General features: G+C 58.5%; 17 protein-coding genes. All 17 read right to left on the bottom strand.

The features are described 5' to 3' along the window. Positions 1 to 8 precede the first annotated feature (8 nt). Positions 9 to 926 carry a universal stress protein gene (locus tag B3Q33_RS03470; RefSeq protein ID WP_272961796.1) on the bottom strand — a complete coding sequence of 306 codons (918 nt, stop codon included), beginning with the start codon at positions 924 to 926 and terminating at the stop codon, positions 9 to 11. Beyond that, complete coding sequence (gene fnr, locus B3Q33_RS03465; RefSeq protein WP_035244810.1) at positions 923 to 1,651, bottom strand: fumarate/nitrate reduction transcriptional regulator Fnr; 729 nt, start codon at positions 1,649 to 1,651, stop codon at positions 923 to 925. Before fnr ends, B3Q33_RS03470 begins: the two co-directional genes overlap by 4 nt. A 62-nt stretch (positions 1,652 to 1,713) precedes the next feature. After that, the gene (hemN, locus tag B3Q33_RS03460) at positions 1,714 to 3,087 is read right to left on the bottom strand and encodes an oxygen-independent coproporphyrinogen III oxidase (RefSeq protein WP_272961797.1); all 1,374 of its coding nucleotides are present in this window, start codon (positions 3,085 to 3,087) and stop codon (positions 1,714 to 1,716) included. A 66-nt stretch (positions 3,088 to 3,153) separates the two neighbouring features. Beyond that, positions 3,154 to 3,924 carry a sulfite exporter TauE/SafE family protein gene (locus tag B3Q33_RS03455; RefSeq protein WP_272961798.1) on the bottom strand — a complete coding sequence of 257 codons (771 nt, stop codon included), beginning with the start codon at positions 3,922 to 3,924 and terminating at the stop codon, positions 3,154 to 3,156. Beyond that, positions 3,921 to 4,124 carry a cbb3-type cytochrome oxidase assembly protein CcoS gene (ccoS, locus tag B3Q33_RS03450; protein ID WP_272961799.1) on the bottom strand — a complete coding sequence of 68 codons (204 nt, stop codon included), beginning with the start codon at positions 4,122 to 4,124 and terminating at the stop codon, positions 3,921 to 3,923. The genes B3Q33_RS03455 and ccoS overlap by 4 nt, the downstream gene beginning before the upstream one ends. After that, the gene (locus tag B3Q33_RS03445) at positions 4,103 to 6,475 is read right to left on the bottom strand and encodes a heavy metal translocating P-type ATPase (RefSeq protein ID WP_273010292.1); all 2,373 of its coding nucleotides are present in this window, start codon (positions 6,473 to 6,475) and stop codon (positions 4,103 to 4,105) included. Before B3Q33_RS03445 ends, ccoS begins: the two co-directional genes overlap by 22 nt. Next, the gene (locus tag B3Q33_RS03440; protein ID WP_272961801.1) at positions 6,472 to 6,990 is read right to left on the bottom strand and encodes a FixH family protein; all 519 of its coding nucleotides are present in this window, start codon (positions 6,988 to 6,990) and stop codon (positions 6,472 to 6,474) included. Before B3Q33_RS03440 ends, B3Q33_RS03445 begins: the two co-directional genes overlap by 4 nt. Beyond that, positions 6,959 to 8,377, bottom strand: coding sequence for a cytochrome c oxidase accessory protein CcoG (gene ccoG / locus B3Q33_RS03435; RefSeq protein ID WP_272961802.1), 1,419 nt, complete (start codon positions 8,375 to 8,377; stop codon positions 6,959 to 6,961). Before ccoG ends, B3Q33_RS03440 begins: the two co-directional genes overlap by 32 nt. Positions 8,378 to 8,458: 81 nt before the next feature. After that, positions 8,459 to 9,370: a cytochrome-c oxidase, cbb3-type subunit III gene (gene ccoP / locus B3Q33_RS03430; RefSeq protein ID WP_273010293.1), complete on the bottom strand. Its 912-nt coding sequence runs from the start codon at positions 9,368 to 9,370 to the stop codon at positions 8,459 to 8,461. Next, entirely contained in the window at positions 9,367 to 9,519 is a 153-nt protein-coding gene (locus B3Q33_RS03425) for a cbb3-type cytochrome oxidase subunit 3 (RefSeq protein ID WP_035244407.1), read from the bottom strand. Before B3Q33_RS03425 ends, ccoP begins: the two co-directional genes overlap by 4 nt. Then, positions 9,516 to 10,151 carry a cytochrome-c oxidase, cbb3-type subunit II gene (ccoO, locus tag B3Q33_RS03420; RefSeq protein WP_035244405.1) on the bottom strand — a complete coding sequence of 212 codons (636 nt, stop codon included), beginning with the start codon at positions 10,149 to 10,151 and terminating at the stop codon, positions 9,516 to 9,518. The genes B3Q33_RS03425 and ccoO overlap by 4 nt, the downstream gene beginning before the upstream one ends. 10 nt (positions 10,152 to 10,161) lie before the next feature. Then, positions 10,162 to 11,592, bottom strand: a complete 1,431-nt coding sequence (gene ccoN / locus B3Q33_RS03415; RefSeq protein WP_272961804.1) for a cytochrome-c oxidase, cbb3-type subunit I — start codon at positions 11,590 to 11,592, stop codon at positions 10,162 to 10,164. Positions 11,593 to 11,779: 187 nt separating this feature from the next. Next, entirely contained in the window at positions 11,780 to 14,914 is a 3,135-nt protein-coding gene (locus tag B3Q33_RS03410; RefSeq protein ID WP_272961805.1) for an efflux RND transporter permease subunit, read from the bottom strand. After that, positions 14,914 to 15,990 carry an efflux RND transporter periplasmic adaptor subunit gene (locus B3Q33_RS03405; protein WP_272961806.1) on the bottom strand — a complete coding sequence of 359 codons (1,077 nt, stop codon included), beginning with the start codon at positions 15,988 to 15,990 and terminating at the stop codon, positions 14,914 to 14,916. The genes B3Q33_RS03410 and B3Q33_RS03405 overlap by 1 nt, the downstream gene beginning before the upstream one ends. A 308-nt stretch (positions 15,991 to 16,298) precedes the next feature. Continuing rightward, positions 16,299 to 17,522, bottom strand: a complete 1,224-nt coding sequence (locus B3Q33_RS03400; protein ID WP_272961807.1) for a hypothetical protein — start codon at positions 17,520 to 17,522, stop codon at positions 16,299 to 16,301. Positions 17,523 to 17,813: 291 nt separating this feature from the next. Further along, on the bottom strand, positions 17,814 to 18,992 hold the full coding sequence (locus B3Q33_RS03395) for a vWA domain-containing protein (RefSeq protein WP_272961808.1): 1,179 nt from the start codon (positions 18,990 to 18,992) through the stop codon (positions 17,814 to 17,816). A gap of 18 nt (positions 18,993 to 19,010) precedes the next feature. Then, positions 19,011 to 19,853, bottom strand: coding sequence for an AAA family ATPase (locus tag B3Q33_RS03390; RefSeq protein ID WP_273010294.1), 843 nt, complete (start codon positions 19,851 to 19,853; stop codon positions 19,011 to 19,013). Between the last annotated feature and the right edge of the window lie 20 nt (positions 19,854 to 19,873).

Genomic DNA, 19,873 nt, shown 5'->3' with positions numbered 1-19,873 from the left:
GCTCCTGATCAGGCTTGCCAGGGACTCTGGAAACCTTGGGGTTTGATGACCAGCACATCCGTGCTGGCACGGGTAATCACGGATTCTGCTGTGGCGCCCAGTAACAGCCTTTCCGGCAGGTTACGATGCACGGTGCCTACCACCAGTACGTCCATATCCTGTTCGTCACAGTATTTCGCCAGGGTCGGCGCCACCGGGCCGGTCAGCACGGTCATCTGGTCCGGGCCCAGGCCGTGGGCGGCACCAAATGCCTGAAAGCGATCACGGTAAAACTGGCGCACCTTTTCCATGCCGCCGCTGTAATCGGGAATCGCTTCGCCCACCAGCAGAATCAGGCTGTCGTCCATTTCATCGAGCACATGAGTAGCGCGCAGGGTGCCACCAAGATTGCCGGCAAAATGATTTGCCGCACCGAGCACGTTAACCGCCAGGGCATCCTGGGGCAGCTCTTCTGTACCCGGGTCCAGGGCGGCCAGAACTCTCGGTGCATTGGGCCACTGACGGCCATGAACACACAGCACCGGGCAGGGCGCCTTGCGAATCAATTGCCAGTCCCGCGGGATGAAAAGATGCCGGCGCAGGCCGCTTTCTTCACTGGTATGCACAACCACCATGGCGGGTTGCAGGTCGAGGATGCTCTCACGCAATGCGGCCATGCTGTCTTTGTGCCACAGAATGGAAAGCTGACAGCGCTCCCTATCGGTTAATTCACTGATCCTGTTTTGCCAGGCTTTGTGAATCTGTGCGCGGGCGGCGTCTTGTCGTTCATGGTCAACGCCAACGGCGCGAACCATAGCGGAGGAATAGGCATTGACCAGAACATGCAGTGGCGCCTTGGTGGAATCCGCCACCTGTCTGGCTTTGTATAGCGCAGGCTGGGGAGCCTTCAGATCACTGTCAAGAATGGCCAGTACCGGGGCGGTCACAGGCTTACTTCCAGACTCTGCTCTCCACAAAGGCTTCGCCGATTTAGGATCTCCACTTCACGTCCCTCCACGCGTAGCCAGCCATTTTGCTGGAAGCGGGTAAAGATGCGGCTGACAGTCTCCACCGCCAGGCCCAGATAATTGGCGATGTCATAGCGCGACATGGGAAGACGGAATGCCCGCTCGCTAAGACCTCGGCGTTGATGACGCGCTGACATGGAAATCAACAGGGATGCCACCCGGTCATCCGCATTTTTCTTGCTGAGCAGCATATGCAGCTCACGGTCTGAGCGAATTTCGTTACTCATCAGGCTGAAAAAATGGTGCTGCAGCGACGGGATACGCTGGGACAGCATTTCCAGTTTGGAGAATGGAATCTCGCACACCGTGGCGGTTTCCAGTGCCTTGGCGTTGGACATGTGGTGGGCGGTGCTAATGCCATCCATGCCAAGCACTTCACCGGGGAGATAAAAGCCGGTGACCTGCTCGTCGCCTTCATCGCTGAGCACATAGGTTTTCAAGGCGCCGGAGCGCACCGCGTAGACCGCCTGAAACTCGTCGGCGGCGCGAAACAGATGTTCGCCGCGTTTCAGGGGGCGGCCCCGATGAATGATGCGATCCAGCTCGTCGAGCTGTGTCGGCGCCACTGCCAGTGGAAGGCAGACAGGGCTGAGACTGCAATCATTGCAGGAAACATGTTGAGACACAGTGTGGCTCCGGTTGATGGCTGCGTATTACAAATTTCACCTTACATTATAGGGTTGGGTGAACAACAAGCGAATATAGTTCAAATGATGCGACTGAAGCGATTTTGGGCCTCGTTCTGGGTATAGCGATCAAAAGGCATCACCAGGGCCCGGCTTACCAGCCGGCCCTGCTCGGTGATCACCAGCCGCTGCTTGTCCACGCGCACCAGCCCCTGATCCTCAAACTCCACCCAGGAAGCCAGGGCATCCACAAAGTAGTCAGGGAAATTGATTTGCCACTGCTCACTGAACAGATTCATGTCCACGTACAGGTCGCACAACAGGCGCATGATAAGGTCGCGGCGCATCTGGTCATCGCGATCCAGGAGATAACCCTGTTCAATGGTGGAGTGGTGCTGATCAATGGCATCCGACCAATGACTTAATGATTTCATGTTCTGCGCGTAAAGATTGCCGATCTGGCTGATGGCACTGACCCCAAAGCCCAGCAAATCCGCATCCCCGTGGAGGGTGTATCCCTGAAAATTGCGGTGCAGAAGCCCGTTGCGCTGAGCCACGGCAATCTCGTCGCTTTCCAGAGCAAAGTGATCCATACCGATAAAGGTGTAGCCGGCATCCTGGAGGATGCGCCCGGCACGGACGAACATGGACAGCTTTTCTTCCGGGCTGGGCAAGGCCATATCCGGTATCTGCCGCTGAATTTTGAAGCGCGCCGGCAGATGGGCGTAGTTGTACAGGGAAATTCGCTCGGGCCGAAGGTCTGCAATCTGCTCGATGGTGCGGGCCAGACTGGATTCCGACTGCCAGGGGAGGCCGTAAATCAGATCGGTGTTAATGGATTTGAAACCGAAATCCCGCGCCCAGCCCATGGTCTGACGAATCATTTCATAGGGCTGGACCCGATTGACCGTCTGCTGCACACGCAAGTCCAGGTCCTGAACTCCGAGGCTGATGCGATTGAAGCCCAGGCCACGAAGCAGCCCCAGACGAGCCTGGTCCACGGTGCGTGGATCAATCTCGATGGCATAGTCGCCACGGTCATCTTCACGCAGGGTGAAGTGTCTGGCCATGTAATAGACCAGTTCGGTGATCTGGGCATCACTTAGAAAGGTGGGGGTGCCGCCACCCCAGTGAATCTGGGTGACCGGCCTTTGCCTGTCTACCTGTTCGGCGCGCAGGCCGATTTCCTGCTTCAGACGTTTCAGGTATTCCGCCGCTCTGCCACGGTTGGCGGTGACAACCCGATTGCAGGCGCAGTAATAGCAGACGGTGCTGCAGAACGGAATGTGCATATACAGCGACAACGGCCGGCGAGCGGCATTGCCAGCATCAATGGCCTCGGCATAATCCGACTCACTGACTTCCTCGTGAAACTGGGGAGCAGGCGGGTAAGACGTGTAGCGCGGTCCGGGACCGCCATGCCGGCTGATCAATGTTTTGTCCCAGGTAGCCACACCCGCTCTCCAGTTAAGTGATTTACTCCATTATTGCGGGCCCTGAATTGACTGTGTTGACCTGGATCAAGTCTCGGGCTGATGGTGGTGGCTGTGTTTGCCTGGATCGGCGGGACCAGGGTGGACGTGATGGGGCATCTGGCTCATGGACCAGGCCTGCCAGAAGAATGCCAGTGCCAGCAGAAACGTCAGCGATGCCGCCACCTTCGGCCAGATGCCGTTGCGGAAATGCTGCAGTCGGGAGGCGATCACACCGGTAATGGCCACGGGGATCACGGTTACCATACCGAAGACCAGCATCACCAATGCGCCAGCCGGTGCGCTGCCGGCCGTAACGGCAAGGGCCAGGGCAGTATAAATCAGGCCACAGGGCAGCAGGCCCCATAGTCCGCCCAGCGCCAGCGCCTTTAGCGGGTGATCTACCGGGAGTAGCCGCCGGGTCAGGGGCTGCAATCGGCGCCACAGCCCGGAACCAATCCCTTCCAGTTTTTTCAGCCACACGCCTTGCCCGAGCAGATAGCCACTGAGCAGCAGCATCAGAATCCCGGACAGGGTCAGCCCAATGGCCATGGAGGGACCAGGCAGCCAATCCAGCAACGCCTTGCCCAGCATCCCTGCCAGGCTACCAAGCACCATATAGGTCGATACCCGGCCGATGCCGAAGAGTAGTTGCCAGCCCCATAGCGACTTGCCCTGGCGGCGGGATTCTGGAATCGAGAAGGTGAGCGCGCTGCTGATACCGCCGCACATGCCGATACAGTGAACGCTGCCGGCAGAAGCCAGCAAAAGAGCACTGGCAAGCAGAGTCAGCAGGGATTCCGGGCTCGCTGGTATCATGAGTTCCGCTCGTTGTCGTGATCTGCAGCCTCTTTACTCGTAGGGAGGCCTTTGCGCTGTTCACGATCTTCGAACACCACCCGCCAAGAGGCATTATCCAGATCATCAAACTGATCCTTGCGCAGGGCCCAGAACAGGGCCCAGATCGCCCCGGCCAGAAACAGCAGTGCCAGAGGAATCAGCAGGAGGACGATTTCCATCGGGTAACTCGCGTTGCGTTGAGGGTGACCAGCAGTGAACTGGCAGACATGCCGATGGCCGCAGCCCAGGGCGGAACCCACCCGGCCACGGCAAAGGGCACCGCCAACAGATTATAGAGCAGGGCCCAGGTGAGATTCTGGCGAATGGTGCGCTGGCAACGCCTGGCAAGTGCAGGCAAAGCCGGTATCGCCTGCAGATTGTCCTTGAGCATATACAATCCTGCTGCCCGCTGGGCCAGGCTGGTGGCGTTGGCGGTGGCCACGGATACATCCGCCGCCAACATGGCCTCCGCATCATTGATGCCGTCACCCACCATCATTTGCGTCGTGGTCGTCTGCAGCTCCTTGAGCCAGCGGGTCTTGTCAGCGGGCTTCATGCCGGCACGCCATTCCTCCAGCGATAATTCCCTGGCCACCGGCCCGGCAGCGGCATCGTTGTCGCCGGTTGCCATGCGTACAGCCAACCCTTGCTGGCGAAGAGCCCGTGTTACCGCAGCACTCTCCTCGCGAATGCTGTCCTGCAGCCACAAATACAACTGCACGGCGCCGTCACGGCTCAGCTGCAGGCAGGTTGTACCGGGGCGAGCCTGTTGCGGTGCGCCGCTGATGCGCCATTGCTGGCCCTGAAGGTTGCCGGTAATACCATTTCCATCCGGCAGGATGTCTGTCATTTGTGGGTTGCGCGCAATGTCGCGAAAGGCCTGGGCCAGCGGGTGAGGGTTGTTCCATTCCAGAGCTGAAACAATGGCAAGCAGATCGGCCTTTTGCCCTTCACCGGCAACCTGGGTGTCCACCAACGAGAAACGTCCCAGAGTCAGCGTCCCGGTTTTATCAAAGAGAGCCCCTCCGATATGGGGTAATCGCAGCAGCTGGCGAGGCGATGCCACCAGCACTCCTTCGCGCAGGGCGGTACCCAGGGTCGCCGAAAGAGTCAGAGGTACAGCCAGCGCCAGCGCGCATGGGCAGGTGATCACCAGTACCGCCAGGGTGTGGTCAAAAGCCTCGCCGGGCCCGGCCGGCCAGTGCCAAAGCAACGTAAAGGCAGCCAGCAGAAGAACCGCAGCGGTAAAAAGTGGGGCGATGCGGTGCCAGTCACGGATCACATCCAGCCGCTCGCGGCTGGCCAGCTCCACCTGTTCAGAGATTCGGGCAATCTGACTGTGGTCTGCGGCGCACTCTGCCTGCAGCGTGATTGAGCCTTCCTGCAGGCGGGCTCCGGCCACCAGGCAAGAATGGAGCCCCCGGCTTATCGGCACAGATTCACCGGTCAGTGCCGCTTCATCGAAGGTGCCCTGGCCGTCGATGATACGGCCATCCACCGGTACCACATCACCCTGAATCAGCAGCAATCGGTCGCCGGCTGCCACCTGCCTGAGACTGACCCATTGCGCCTGATCACCACTGAGACGGCGAACCGCACGGGGCAGGGTATCGCCAAGCCTCGCATAGCCCGCATTAATAGCCTGGCGCTGACGGTGTTCCAGCCAGCGGCTGATCAACAGGAAGAAAACGAACATGGCGGCGGAATCGAAGTACACGTGGCTGCCGCCGGTGAACATGGCTACCAGGCTGCCGCCCCAGGCCAGGAAAAGAGCCAGGGCGACGGGGGTGTCCATGGTCAGATTGCGATTGCGCAACCCACGCCATGCGCCTTGAAAGAAGGGCCAGCCAGCATAAAAGACCACCGGGGTGGCGACAAAAAAGCTGGCCAGGCGGAAGACCCACTCGTAAACCGCATCCGAACCATCAAAGACGCCTATATACAACGCCATGGAATACATCATGGCCTGCATGGCGCCCAGTCCGGCCAGTATCAGCCTGCCCAGCAGGCGCTTGTGCTCGCGGCGATTGGCTGCGGTGGCGACAGGATCACCGGGCAGGCTCACGCCATAACCCAGTTGCTGGATGCGGCGGGCGGTTTCCCGGGCTTGCGGTGCCCCCTGGTAGTCCACTGTCAGTGTCATGCCCGCCAGATTGACACTGGCGCGACTGACACCAGGCTGTGTGGACAGGGCTTTTTCGATTAACCAGCTGCAGGCCGCACAGGTCAGTCCGCTCAGTTGCAGCTGCAGGCGTTCGCCGTCAGGCAGCGACGCACAGTGTGGCGCAAGCAGGTCGGGGATCTCGAACAGAGCCAGGTCCAGTTCTGCCCGGCGTGCATCCGGTGCCGGGGCTTCGTCCTGTCGAATCCGGTAATAGTCATCCAGCCCCATGCCGTAAATGGTCTCGATGGCGGCAGCACATCCCGGGCAGCAGGCATCACGGCTTCCCTCCGGGGTGCGGGCGGTGAAAGCACCAGACGGGGCAGGCTGCCCGCAGTGCCAGCAGGGTGGGGTGAGGCTCTGATTCATGGCTTGGTAGCGTGACCCAGGCGCACCGTACCGTCTTCAATGCTGCCACTTTGGTAAAGACGCCAGTGCCCCTCAGGGGTAGAGGCGGTAGCGATAAAACGGCCCATTGAGGGGAGAGCTCCGTCGCCACGAAAAACGCCATTGCCCTGGTGATGGAGTGTCAGCAACACATCCTTTTCCTTGAGGGTGGGGTGGCGCAGCGCCACGGTAATCAATTCTGGCGCAGGGATTCCGGCATCGCTGGTCAGCCTTGCCTGAACGCCGGCGCCCACCTGGGACAGCACCAGGCCAATGCCCAGTCGCGCGGCAATCTGTTCCTGTTCCGCGGAGCGGTTAATTCCACGGCCCTCCTTGTACCACTCGTCGACCACCGGGCTGTCTGCATTGATGACGGCAATATACAGGGTGGTCAGGCCGGCAATCACTGAACTGGCCGGCAGCAGAATGGCCAGCCAGAGCAGCGGGTATCGATACCAGGGGCGATCATCGACGTGGGGTGATGAAACGGGATTCATGCTGTTTCTCCAGGTCCGGGTCGTTCAGTGACCTTACTGAAAACCAGATGGTGGATGACTGCATTTCCACCTCATAGGGGTCATAACTTACCGTCACCGGCAATGACAGGTGCTGCCCGGGCTGGATAGTAAACTCAGTGCGGTTTTCCATGCGCAGCCCCTCAGGGCCTTCCAGACTCAGTGTATAACGATGGGCATCCTGGCCCTTGTTGAGAATTTCCAGGCGATAGACGTTCTCCACGCGGCCGCTGCTGGCAACCCGGAAAAGCTGATTGCGATCGCGCAGAACATCCACCTGCAAGGGCACACGGTTATAGAGCGTGGCCATAAACAGGGTAGCCATGGCCAGCAGGACAATGCCATAACCGATCAACCGGGGACGCAGCACCCGGGATTCCCTCCCTTCCAGCGCATTCTCGGTGGTGTAGCGGATCAAGCCCCTGGGCTTGTCGATGTGATCCATGACATCGTCGCAGGCATCAATACAGGCCGCGCAGGTAATGCATTCGTATTGGAGCCCATCGCGAATATCAATGCCTGTAGGGCAGACCTGAACACACAGTCCACAGTCAATGCAGTCGCCTTTTTCGACAGCCTGCGGCTCCTGATTGCGTTTCTTGCTACCCCGGCCACGGGGTTCGCCACGATCTTCGTCATAGGAAACGATGAGCGTTTCACGATCGAACATGACGCTCTGGAAACGGGCATAGGGGCACATATACAGGCACACCTGTTCGCGCATGAAACCGGCGTTCATATAAGTGGCAACGGTAAAGAAACCTACCCAGAACAATTCCCAGCCACCCCATTCAACACTGAAGATACGAACAGTCAGATCCGTAATCGGTGAAAAATAGCCGACAAAAGTGAGGCCGGTAAGAAAGGCCAGCGCCAACCACAGCACATGTTTACTGCCGCGCCGTAGCAACTTACTCATGGACCAGGGCGCCTCGTCCATCTTCATTCGACTATGCCGGTCACCTTCAAAAAGTTGTTCTATCCACTGGAAAAAGCGGGTCCAGGTAGTCTGGGGACATACATACCCACAATAGACTCGCCCGGCCAGAACCGTGAAAAAAAACAAGGCGAACGCAGCAATGATCAGCGCCCAGGAAAGAAACAGGAAATCCTGCGGCCAGAGAGTCAGGCCAAAAATATGGAACTGCCGGTTCGGCAGATCAAAGAGAACAGCTTGCTGTCCATCCCAGCGAATCCAGGGTAGGGCAAGATAAAGCCCCATGGTGCTGATGATGCTGAAATCGCGAATGCGCTGGAAACGGCCACTGATGGATTTCACCTGGATCCGTTTACGCTTGGCATAGAGGCTAATGGGGCCCTGTGCTTCCGGGCTGTCATCAACGGTTTTAATGCGGTCGCGCTCACTCATTACGCACCTCGAAGACTGCTGGCGTGATCCGCCGACTCGGCCTGTCGCAGCCTTTTGCAGGCTGCGACAATGGCCCTGGGGTTACGGGGCTGACTTGTTGGACAGGCTGTAAACGTAGGCCGCAATGACATGAATTTTCTCTTTGCTGAGTAGATTTTCATGCTTGGGCATTTCCCCTTTTCGTCCTTCGCGAATAGTGGTCTCGATGTCCTCCAGACGCGGACCGTAAAGCCAGGTGGTGTCCGTAAGATCGGGCGCACCCATGGCCTGATTTCCTTTGCCTTCCTGGCCATGGCACGCGGCACAAACTGCGAATTTGGGCTTCGCTCGCTCGATGGCGGCGGCCTTATCCGCGTCGTTGACCAGATCCGGTCGGCTCAGGCTTTGCACGTAGATGGCCATGTCGCGCACTGCCTTGTCGGTATTGCCGATAGCAGCGGCCATGGGTGGCATCATGCCTGTGCGGCCCTGGGCAATACTGGCAATGATCTGTTTGGGCTCACCACCATATAGCCAGTCATCATCCGCCAGATTCGGGTAGCCTTTCGCGCCGCGGGCATCCGAGCCATGACAGATGGCGCAATTGTTGGCAAATAGACGACCACCCACGGCCAAGGCCTCCGGGTACTCGATCAGTTCATCCACCGGCACTTTGCCAAACTGCTCAAACAGCGGGTCTGTCTGCCGCGCCACCAGGGCGACTTCCTTTTCGTATTGCAGGGTACTGCTCCAGTTCAGCACCCCCGGGAACTTGCCCAGACCGGGATAAAGCACCAGATACACGCATGCGAAGATCAATGTGCCGATAAACAGGAACAGCCACCAGCGGGGAAGCGGGGCATTGCGTTCCTGAATACCGTCAAAGCTGTGCCCGGTGGTTTCCTTGGCAGCCTCCTCCGGAGAGATCTGATTGTTCCACAACAACAGGCCCGCACAACCGAGCAGATTGATGGCAACGATAATGATGATGAACCAGCTCCAGAAATCACTCATTGCTCGTCCCTCTCTTTGCGGCGGTCAGCCTCAAGGGCCATGTGTGAGAGTTTTTCGTAGTCTTTTTTTCGGCTGGGGCGATACACCCATATCGTCATCGCCATAAAAGCGACGAAGAAGACCAGCGTAAACAGGGCTTGAAAGCTCATTGTGCTACCTCCTTACGTTCCTGGCCCAGGGAAAGCAGATAGGCCACCAGGGCATCTTCTTCCGTGGCATCAGCCCACTCACCCTTGATCTTGTTCATTTGCTCGGTGATATCCTGTTCGCTGTAGGGCACACCAAAGGTGTCCTTGAACAATCGCAAGGTTCGTTCCGTGTCGCCCCAGTCCACGAGATTTTCCTGCAACCAGGGATAAGCCGGCATATTCGATTCCGGCACTACCTGGCGCGGATCGCGCAAATGTTCACGGTGCCATTGCTCGGTGATCGGCCGCAGACCGACACGAGCCAGATCCGGCCCGGTACGCTTGGAGCCCCACAGGAAGGGGTGCTCCCAGACATCTTCGCCGGCCACTGAGTAGGCGCCATAGCGTTCCGTTTCCGCACGAAGAGGGCGCACCATCTGCGTATGGCAGACGTGGCAGCCTTCGCGGATATAGATGTCGCGACCTTCCATTTCCAGAGCTGTGTAAGGCTCCAGAGTTTCCAGTGGCTCAGTGGTGGCCTTCTGCCAGAACAGTGGCACGATTTCCGCCAGGCCACCGAAACTCACCGCAATCAACGTCAGCACAATCATCAGGCCGACATTCTTTTCCACTCTTTCATGGGCATTGGACATGTCGGTCTCCTCAAGCAGCCTGCAGCACGTTGTCGTCGCCATGGGTATCGCGCTCGGCAACGATGGTCTTGTAGACGTTGACAGCCATCAGCACCATGCCGGCGAAGAACACCACCCCGCCGAGCAGGCGGATGGCGTAGAACGGTTGCCGCTCTACCAGCTCCTGCACGAAGTTGTAGGTGAGCGTGCCGTCCGTATTAACTGCCCGCCACATCAGCCCCTGCATGATCCCGGACACCCACATGGAGGCGATGTACAACACCGTACCGATGGTGCTCAGCCAGAAGTGGGCATTGATCCAGCCGATGGAGTACATCTGCTTGCGCTCAAACAAGCGGGGAATCATGACGTAGATAGCGCCGATGGTGATCATGGCTACCCAGCCCAGCGCACCGGAATGCACATGGCCGATGGTCCAGTCCGTGTTGTGGCTGAGCGCGTTGACGGTCTTGATGGACATCATCGGCCCTTCGAAGGTGCTCATACCGTAGAAGGAGAGGGCAACGATCATGAAGCGGATGATCGGATCCGTGCGCAACTTATGCCAGGCCCCGGACAGGGTCATCATGCCGTTGATCATGCCCCCCCAGCTGGGCGCCAACAGCACAATAGAGAACGCCATGCCCACGGACTGGGCCCAGTCGGGCAGGGAAGAGTAGTGCAGGTGATGCGGGCCGGCCCACATGTACACGGCGATCAGGGCCCAGAAATGCACGATGGAAAGACGGTAGGAGTATACCGGGCGCTGGGCCTGTACCGGCACGTAGTAATACATCATGCCGAGGAAGCCTGCGGTCAGGAAAAAGCCCACCGCATTGTGCCCGTACCACCACTGCACCATGGCGTCGATCGACCCGGAATAGACCGAGTAGGATTTCATCGCCGAGACGGGAATGGCGATGTTGTTGATCACATGAAGTAGGGCAACCGCAATGATGAAGGCCCCGTAGAACCAGTTCGCTACGTAGATGTGAGGTTGTTTACGCCGGGCGATAGTGGCAAAAAAGACAATGGCATAGGCCACCCAGACCAGGGTGATCAGGATGTCGATGGGCCATTCCAGCTCCGCGTATTCCTTGCTGCTGGTGTACCCCATGGGCAGGGTGATGGCCGCGGCCACGATCACCGCCTGCCAGCCCCAGAAACTGAAGGCGGCCAGCTTGGGAAACGCCAGAGTGGCCTGGCAGGTTCGCTGCACCACATAGTAACTGGTGCCGATGAGGGCGGAGCCGCCAAAGGCAAAAATTACCGCATTGGTGTGCAATGGCCGTAACCGGCCAAAACTGAACCAGGGTAACTCGAAATTGAGGACTGGCCAGGCAAGCTGGGCGGCGATGATCACCCCCACCAGCATACCCACTATCCCCCATACAACCGACATGATGGTGAATTGCCGTACCACCGTGTAGTTGTAAGAGGGTGAAACCGCTGAGTTTTCCATGTGCGTTCCCTTCCGAATGATGCGCCGGGAGACGATACCAAGCGTGTTCACCGGCTTTCTTGATATAGATCAACTACGCCGTTCGTAACCCTGGGACAAAATGTCTCACCCATCCTTGGATAGGCACAATGTCTTTGTGGTCACTTTTTGCGCTGCCGTCAACCGTCGGAAGGAAACGTTGCGGAATTCAAACCCTCTTTTGGAAAAGTGAAAGCACCAACGCAGTGAGCGCTGGCAGGAAAGTGATGGTCACAATGGCGGTGCCGAGCAGCCCGAACAGGACAATCGCCCCGACCCCCCGATAGAGCTCAGTGCCCTCGCCGGGGATCAGCACCAGTGGTGCCAGGCCACAGACCGTGGTGATGGTGGTCATGGCGATGGGGCGCAACCGTGAGGCAACGGCCTCGCTCACGGCATCCACGGCGCTCATGGCATTATCGCGGAAATTCAGCGTCGCCTGATGCACGATCAGGATCGGATTGTTTACCACTGTGCCCATCAGAATCAGAAACCCGAGCATGGTGATCATGTCGAAGGGCTGGGTTAGCGGGGGCAGCCCCAGGACTGGCAGCAAGGCGCCCACACCATTCATCATTGCCAGACCCAGCAGGCCGCTGGCGATGCCCAGTGGAATCGTAGTCATGATCAGCAACGGGAAGCCCCAATGGGTAAAAATAGCCACCAGCAACAGGTAGACCAGCATCAGCGCCACAATATAATTGCCGGACAGGGATTCCTGGGTAGCCTGCAGCTGGTCGCTAGCGCCGGACAGGGTGATGCTGATGGTATCCGGAATCTCGCCGGCATCGCGCAATTGCTGAATCATGCCGCGCACCCGGCTGACGCCGGTTTCCAGGGCCACACCCCGGGGCGGGATGATATTCAGCGTTACTGTGCGCCGGCCGTTGACCCGCCGCACCACACTGGTGTCCACGGTTTCCTTCAGGGTAGCCAGGGATGATAGTGGCACCGTAGCACCGATAGGCGTATGGACTGGCAAGCCGGGGAGGGCAGCCAGATCCGGCCGGGTGCCGGTACGATGGCTATAGGCATAGATGTCGATCTTGTCGTCACCCAGGAAAAACTCATCCAGATAGGCGCCATCGGTGAGTGCCGCTACCGTAAAGCCCAGCTCTTGCGTGGAAAACTGCACTTCGGCGGCACGGCTCCAGCGCGGGTGGACCTCAATCAGTGGCTGGGCCAGGGACAGGCTGGCGGGCTGGGACTGGATGCGCGGATTATCAAATACCTGTTCGGCCTCGCGCTCCAGCCGTGAGGCCACTGTGTAGATTTCCGCCAGATCCGCCCCGGCCACGTCCAGGGTCACGCTGCGGGTACCGCCGTCGTTACTGGATATGATCGATCCGCGAGCCGCGAAAACCCCCATGCCTGGATAGCGTTGATAGACCTCGGTGATGGCATCCATCATCGCTTCCATGTGCGCCGGATCCACCGGCTCGGCTATGATGCGCAGGCGCTCCGCATCCACACCCATATTCACATACTTCATTGGCGGCATGGCCAGCTTTCCTGACTCGTAGTCCGCCGGGTCGGCACCCACCAGCGGCAAGAACTCTGCTTCTACTTCGTCAGCAATGGCTTCCATGGTGCTCAGGTTGTAACCCGGAGGGGCGCTCATGCTGGCGAAGGTTTTCGGTTCCTCACCCTCAGGCAGATATTCCGCCGGCGGCGTCAGGAACAGCACAATAGCACCACCTATCAGCACGGTTGCCAGCAGGGTGATCACTTGCCGGGGGCGACTACTGGACAGGAGACCGGAAAGGCGGTGCAGGGCAGTCATCCAGCGGCTGTGCTGGCCGTCATGGGCCACCACGGCACTGAAATCTAGCCGGGCGGAGAGGGTGGGAATTACCGTCATGGCCACCAGCATGGAGACCAGAATCGACGCGGATACGGCAATGGCGATATCGGAATAAAGCTGGCCGGCCTCTTCCTGAATAAACACCACCGGCAGAAATACCAGCACCGTGGTCATGGTGGAGGCGAACACCGCGGGCCACACCTTCTGGATGCCACTCACTGCCGCGCGAAAGCGATCCAGCCCCTTGCGCCGTTCCGTCTCGATGCTTTCCAACACCACGATGGAATTGTCCAGTGTCATACCGATAGCAAAGGCGATACCCGCCAGGGAAATCACATTGATGGTGCGCCCGGCCAGCAGCAGGCCAAGAAATGCGGCAATGGTGCAGATGGGAATGCCGATCACGCCCACGGCGGTGATCTTCACCGAGCGCAAGAACAGGAACATGACCAGGGTGGCAAACACCGCACCAATGGCCAGATTGGTCCACACATTGGCCACCGAGGCTTCCACGTAACGCACATCATCAGCGATCAGCGCCATGCGCATGCCGGCCGGCTCCAGCACCTCACGGTTGATCTGCGTTACCTGGTCGAACATGGCGTACTTGATGTCGATGACATTGGAGCCGGTTTCCCGGCGCACCGCCAAGCTGATCACCGGCTCGCCATTGACCCGTGACAGGCTGCGAACCGGGAAGTGATCGAGTACTACAGTAGCCACATCTTTCAGGCGTACCTGGGAGTCACCGCTGCGGACCAGAATCAGTTCATTGAGGCTGTCGATATCCTTGAAGCGCCCCACAGTACGAAGCAAATAGCGCCGCTTACCGCTTTCCAGCTCGCCGCCGGACACATCCCGGTTTCGCTCACGCAGGGCATCCCTTACATCCACCACACTGAGCCCGAACTGGGCCAGTTTCTGGGCATCCAGCAGCAACTGCACCTGCCGTTCGGCACCGCCGCGCACTTCCACCTGGGAGACCCCGGCCACGCTCTCCATGCGCGAGCGTACTTCATCGTCGATGAAATCCTGCATCATGTCCATGTCCAGCCCGCGAGGATTATCGGGCAGGGGAGAGACGCGGTAGTACATGAAGGCGTTGCTGGAAAACGAGCTGGAGAGAATGCGCGGCTGATCCACATTATCCGGATAGTTGGGGACCTGACTGAGGGCATTATTAACCCGGATTAGTGCGTCGGTGATATCCACGCCGAAGGGGAATTCCAGCTCGATTTCCGCCTCGCCACTGCCGGCGGAGGAGGTCATCCGCCGCAAGTTGGGAAGATTGCGCAGGTACTCTTCCTGCTCGATGAGGATTTCCTTTTCCACATCCTGGGGCGTGGCACCGGGCCAGCTTGTCACCACGGAAATGGTTCGCACTTCCAGATCGGGAATCATCTGAACCGGAATGCGCAGTGCAGCGAGAACGCCGAGCAGGGTGACGATCAACACCACTACCGTCATCAGGGTGCCATTGCGGACAATCTTCTCGAACATCAGTCCACCACTCGGATCTTGTCACCGTCCCGCAAGCTCTCGTTGCCGCGGATAACCACACGATCACCACGATTCAGGCCCTCGACTATAGTGACCTGCTGTGACTGGCCCGAGGCGATTTTGACGACCTTGCGGCGCGCCACCAGGTTTTTATCGTCGCCCTCGGCAATCCAGACCGTCACATTGCCCTGGCTGTCACGGAGCAGGGCGTCTCGGGGTACGGAGGGCCGGGTATTTGCTGAGCGCATTTGTAGCCGGCCATTGATCGCCATGCCCGGCGTCAGGGATTTCCCGTCAACACTGGCTCTCACCGTGAAGGTTCTGGCAGTAGGGTCGTTAACAGGCACAATTGCGGTAATGCTTGCGGCTATCGAGCTCTCCGAGTCGTCTTCCTTCTCCAGCCAGACCTCCAGGCCGGTATCCAGGGACAACTGCGGAAAATACTGTTGTGGGACCGCAAAATCCGCGTGCAGATCATCGCTGCCCACCAGCTCAAAGACCGTGGTGCCAGGTGTCAGCCATTCACCTACCTCGGTAAGCTTTGCGCTGATAACACCACTGAAAGGGGCGCGAAGGGTATGTCGCTTGAGCAAGGCTTGCTGCCTCGCCACGTCAGCCTGGCTTGAGGCCAGTCCCGAGGTGGCCACCTGAACCTCAGATTCCAGGCTGCGTACTTCGCTGGCGGCGATGCTTCGCTTCGCCACCAGGCTGTTGGCTTCCTGCAGTCGCCGGCGGGCGTCTTCCAGTGTGGCCTGTTGCTGCTGATAATCAGCCCGGGAACGCTGTAACTCCAGACGGGTCAATTCGGCATCCAGCTCAATCAGAGGGGCACCGGTCTCAACCTTGTCGCCGATATCCACGAGCAATTTGCTCACCAGCCCGGAAACAGACGCTGAAAGCCGGGCTGCTCGATCTGCTACCAGGGTGCCGTTCACCAGCAGCGCATCCTGGGAGCGTGACAAATCCACCACAGCCAAGGATACCGGCTTGCGATCATCCGCCAGCGCGGACACGGCCAGTAGCGACAGCAGGACAACCCGGAAAAAGAAATGATGTAGCAGGGACAGTAACCGCATGCGTGTCCTTGTCAGTTATTCTAAGAATTATGCAAATCGCGAGTTTATCAGGGCCGGAGGCAAATCCGGGTGAAAAGCAGGGTAAGGATTGTATCGGGCTGACCTGGCAAAGAATCAATCATGGCTACGCATAATGTATATTATGTTAAATAGGAGATATCGCGATAATATCTTTTCTCGGGATAACGCTCTCGCCCAATGATCAGCTGTTAAAGGTTTTAGCTCCAACAACAGCTGACCTGCTAACACCGCAGGCGTTGCCTGAGGCGTAAAGAGCCCCATTTCCAGCCCTTACGCCTCAGCATTGATCAGTGATCGCGGCTGTGGGTATGTTCGAAACGATAAGTCAGGTTTAACTGCACACGAGGCGCTTCGCTGCGATCCCCTGCCTGATTGTCGCGCATCCCGTAAGCCAGCTCGGCCCCATAGCTGAGGCTGTCGTCGTGCTGGCGAATCAGGCTCAGGGTGCCGTAGCGGGTACGACGCATGGCATTTCCGGGCAGCTCATTGTTCTTTTCCAGGGTAATTTCGCCGCCAACCATGGCCAGCGTCCAATCCCGGCGGAACTGCCACTGCCCGGCCAGATAGCCGCCTTGAGCCAGTAGCGGCTTCAGTCCGTCGGTAGCGAATACGTAGCCATCCATACTGCTGTCACCGAAGCCAGACAGGTCATTGTAGTAATGGGCCATGGCTTCACCATAACTGCCGCTGGCCAGCAGGGTCAGGCTGTCGGTCACAGCCAGGGTGCCACTGAGCACACCGCCGGTGGCATTGGCGAACTGCTGGCCGCCATCGGCAAATTCCACACCGATTTCCCGGTTCATCAGGCCGACCCGCAAGTGGCCTCGGCCATGGGACTGGGTCCAGACGGCAATAATGTCAGGCCGGCGGCCGCTGGCGCTGCTCAGGTTATCCGGGTCATACACTTCCGGATTGGGATCCTCCAGAGCCACCGTTAGGTGCTCGCCCTGCCAGCGCACGCCGGTCTGGCGGGCGAAAATGGCGCTGTTGGGGCCCTGGGAATCCAGCGTCAACGGCCAGGCCGAACCATCCAGCAAGGCGGTGTAGCCGTAGCCGGCACGCAGGGCGCCATACTCAAAATAGAAATCCCGGACTCGCAAATCGTAGCCATCGATGCTGCCGAACAGATCCACGGCGAACACCGCATGGGGCCCACTGCCCTCTCCTACCCGTAGGCCTAACTGGCTGTTCTTGCTGTGTAGCTCAAAATTCTGCTGATGAGTATCACCGGCAGGGATGGTGCTCGGGATCAACAGATCATCGAGCCCCGCATTCTTGTCATCGTAGATGGCATCCACGCTGACCTTGCCGAACACGGCAAAGCCGGGCCACTGCAGATGGTTTGACGGGGAATGGGTTGGCGCATCCTGGGTCAGGTTGGCCTTGAGCCGATCCAGCTCCTTTTGAAGACGACGGATTTCAGACTGGGTGGTATCCGCATAGAGGCCGGCTGTGGCCAATGCGGTACTGCTGAAAACGGTCGTCCAGATGGTGGTTCGCACCCTGGACATGGGAATCTCTCCTGAAGTCCACCGGATCACGGTGGGCGTTCATCTTTGTGCTTCGGCGTCCCGGGGTTCCGTGCCTTGTGGGCTGTCCGGGGCGTGAAACGCGAAAGGCGCGGAGAATACGGATGCAGGGCTCTGTGCGCTACTAGACGAAATGTTTAGTGCGGCAAAATACAGGGGTGGGCAGACGAGCGGAATGCAGATTTTTGCTCTTGAGGGACGTAGGAAATAGCTTGCCTGCACGCGAACCCGATTGTGGCGTTCGGCTGCAGGCAGCCTCCTACAAAAAGACCATTACTTGCTCAAATAGCGCATGGCCTTTTCCAGGCCTTCGATAGTGAGCGGATACATCTTGTGCTCGCTGAGCTGCTTGATCCACTGCGTGGAGGTGGTCATCTGCCAGGCACGCTCCGGTTCCGGGTTGAGCCAGGCCACCTTATCGTAGGTTTCCATAAGACGCTGGAACCAGACCGCACCGGCCTCTTCGTTCCAGTGCTCCACGCTGCCGCCCACGGAGTTCACTTCGTAGGGGCTCATGGCCGCATCACCGACAAAGATCACCTTGTAGTCACTGCCGTATTTATGCAGCACATCCCAGGTGGAAATCTTCTCGTCCCAGCGACGACGGTTGTCCTTCCATACATACTCATAGATGAAGTTATGGAAGTAGAAATACTCCATGTGCTTGAACTCCAGCCGGGCGGCGGAGAAAAGCTCTTCGCAGAGTTTGATGTAGGGGTCCATGGAGCCGCCTACGTCAAAGAAGATCAGCACCTTGACGCGGTTTTCCTTCTGCGCACGCATCTTGATGTCGAGCAGGCCGGCGTTACGAGCGGTGGAACGGATGGTGTCATCCATATCCAGCTCTTCCTCGCGACCAATACGGGCAAACTTGCGCAGCCGGCGCAGGGCGAGCTTGATATTACGCGTTCCCAGCTCGACGGAATCGTCCAGATTGCGGAATTCCCGCTTTTCCCAGACCTTCACCGCCCGCTTGTTGCGGGATGGCCCGACCATGCGCACCCCTTCCGGGTTGGCGCCGTAGCCACCAAAGGGACTGGTGCCGCCGGTACCGACCCACTTGTTACCGCCCTGGTGGCGCTTTTCCTGCTCTTCGAGCCGCTTGCGCAGCTCGTCCATGATCTTTTCCAGGCTACCCAGACCCTTGAGTTTTTCGAACTCTTCCGGGCTCAGGTTCTTCTCCAGCTCCTTGCGCAGCCACTCATCCGGGATCACCTTGTTGAGCCAATCGGGCTCCAGGTTTTCCAGCCCTTCAAAGTAGTTGGCAAAAGCCTGGTCGAAACGGTCGTAGAACTTTTCATCCTTGACCATTACCGCCCGGCTGAGCAGATAGAAATCCTCGATGGAGCCGAAAGCCACGTGGGCCTGCAGGGCATCAAAGAGATCCAGCAATTCGCGCAGGGTTACCGGGACCCGGTAACGGCGCAGATTTTCGAAGAAACCAATCAGCATAATCAGCCAGCGTTGCGGTTAGCGTTCGCGACGGTTCATGAACGCCAGGCGTTCAAGCAGTTGTACGTCCGACTCGTTTTTCAACAATGCACCGTAGAGCGGTGGCACCGCGCTCTTGGTATCGCGATTCTGAAGGATGTCCGCCGGAATATCGTCGGCCATGAGCAGCTTCAGCCAGTCGATCAACTCGCTGGTGGAGGGCTTCTTCTTCAGACCGGGCACCTTGCGCAGCTCGAAGAAGATTTCCAGGGCCTCGGTGACCAGGTTCTTTTTGATCTCCGGGAAATGCACATCGACGATGGCCTGCATGGTCTGGGCATCGGGGAAATTGATGTAATGGAAGAAACAACGACGCAGGAAAGCGTCGGGCAGCTCTTTTTCGTTGTTGGACGTGATGATCACGATCGGGCGCTGCTCGGCGCGGATGGTTTCCCCGGTCTCGTAGACGAAGAATTCCATGCGATCCAGTTCTTGCAGCAAATCATTGGGGAACTCGATGTCGGCCTTGTCGATTTCGTCGATCAGCAGAACCACCTGTCCGTCATGGGTAAAGGCTTCCCACAGCTTGCCTTTCTTCAGGTAGTTGGCCACATCTTCCACCCCTTCAGCACCGAGCTGGGAATCGCGTAGGCGAGACACCGCGTCGTACTCATACAAGCCCTGCTGGGCCTTGGTGGTGGATTTGATATTCCAGGACAGCAGAGGCAGGCCCAGGGATTCAGCTACCTGCTCGGCCAGCAGGGTCTTGCCGGTACCCGGCTCACCCTTGATCAGCAACGGGCGCTTGAGCGCAATCGCTGCGTTAACGGCCATTTTCAGGTCGTCGGTGGCCACATATTGGTCAGTACCCTGAAACTGCATGAAACTCTCCACACTTAAAC

The sequence above is a fragment of the Alcanivorax sp. UBA3183 genome, assembly GCF_002364155.1.
Classification (GTDB): domain Bacteria; phylum Pseudomonadota; class Gammaproteobacteria; order Pseudomonadales; family Alcanivoracaceae; genus Alcanivorax; species Alcanivorax jadensis.
Note: the sequence above shows the minus strand (reverse complement) of the source record. Positions and strands in the feature narration are given on the sequence as shown.

Bases quoted from the DNA above. Each gene is read 5' to 3' on its own strand.
- B3Q33_RS03455 (WP_272961798.1), bottom strand. From the start codon at position 3,924: ATGATACCAGCGAGCCCGGAATCCCTGCTGACTCTGCTTGCCAGTGCT.
- ccoS (WP_272961799.1), bottom strand. From the start codon at position 4,124: ATGGAAATCGTCCTCCTGCTGATTCCTCTGGCACTGCTGTTTCTGGCC.
- B3Q33_RS03445 (WP_273010292.1), bottom strand. From the start codon at position 6,475: ATGAATCAGAGCCTCACCCCACCCTGCTGGCACTGCGGGCAGCCTGCC.
- B3Q33_RS03440 (WP_272961801.1), bottom strand. From the start codon at position 6,990: ATGAATCCCGTTTCATCACCCCACGTCGATGATCGCCCCTGGTATCGA.
- ccoG (WP_272961802.1), bottom strand. From the start codon at position 8,377: ATGAGTGAGCGCGACCGCATTAAAACCGTTGATGACAGCCCGGAAGCA.
- ccoP (WP_273010293.1), bottom strand. From the start codon at position 9,370: ATGAGTGATTTCTGGAGCTGGTTCATCATCATTATCGTTGCCATCAAT.
- B3Q33_RS03425 (WP_035244407.1), bottom strand. From the start codon at position 9,519: ATGAGCTTTCAAGCCCTGTTTACGCTGGTCTTCTTCGTCGCTTTTATG.
- ccoO (WP_035244405.1), bottom strand. From the start codon at position 10,151: ATGTCCAATGCCCATGAAAGAGTGGAAAAGAATGTCGGCCTGATGATT.
- ccoN (WP_272961804.1), bottom strand. From the start codon at position 11,592: ATGGAAAACTCAGCGGTTTCACCCTCTTACAACTACACGGTGGTACGG.
- B3Q33_RS03410 (WP_272961805.1), bottom strand. From the start codon at position 14,914: ATGTTCGAGAAGATTGTCCGCAATGGCACCCTGATGACGGTAGTGGTG.
- B3Q33_RS03405 (WP_272961806.1), bottom strand. From the start codon at position 15,990: ATGCGGTTACTGTCCCTGCTACATCATTTCTTTTTCCGGGTTGTCCTG.
- B3Q33_RS03400 (WP_272961807.1), bottom strand. From the start codon at position 17,522: ATGTCCAGGGTGCGAACCACCATCTGGACGACCGTTTTCAGCAGTACC.
- B3Q33_RS03395 (WP_272961808.1), bottom strand. From the start codon at position 18,992: ATGCTGATTGGTTTCTTCGAAAATCTGCGCCGTTACCGGGTCCCGGTA.
- B3Q33_RS03390 (WP_273010294.1), bottom strand. From the start codon at position 19,853: ATGCAGTTTCAGGGTACTGACCAATATGTGGCCACCGACGACCTGAAA.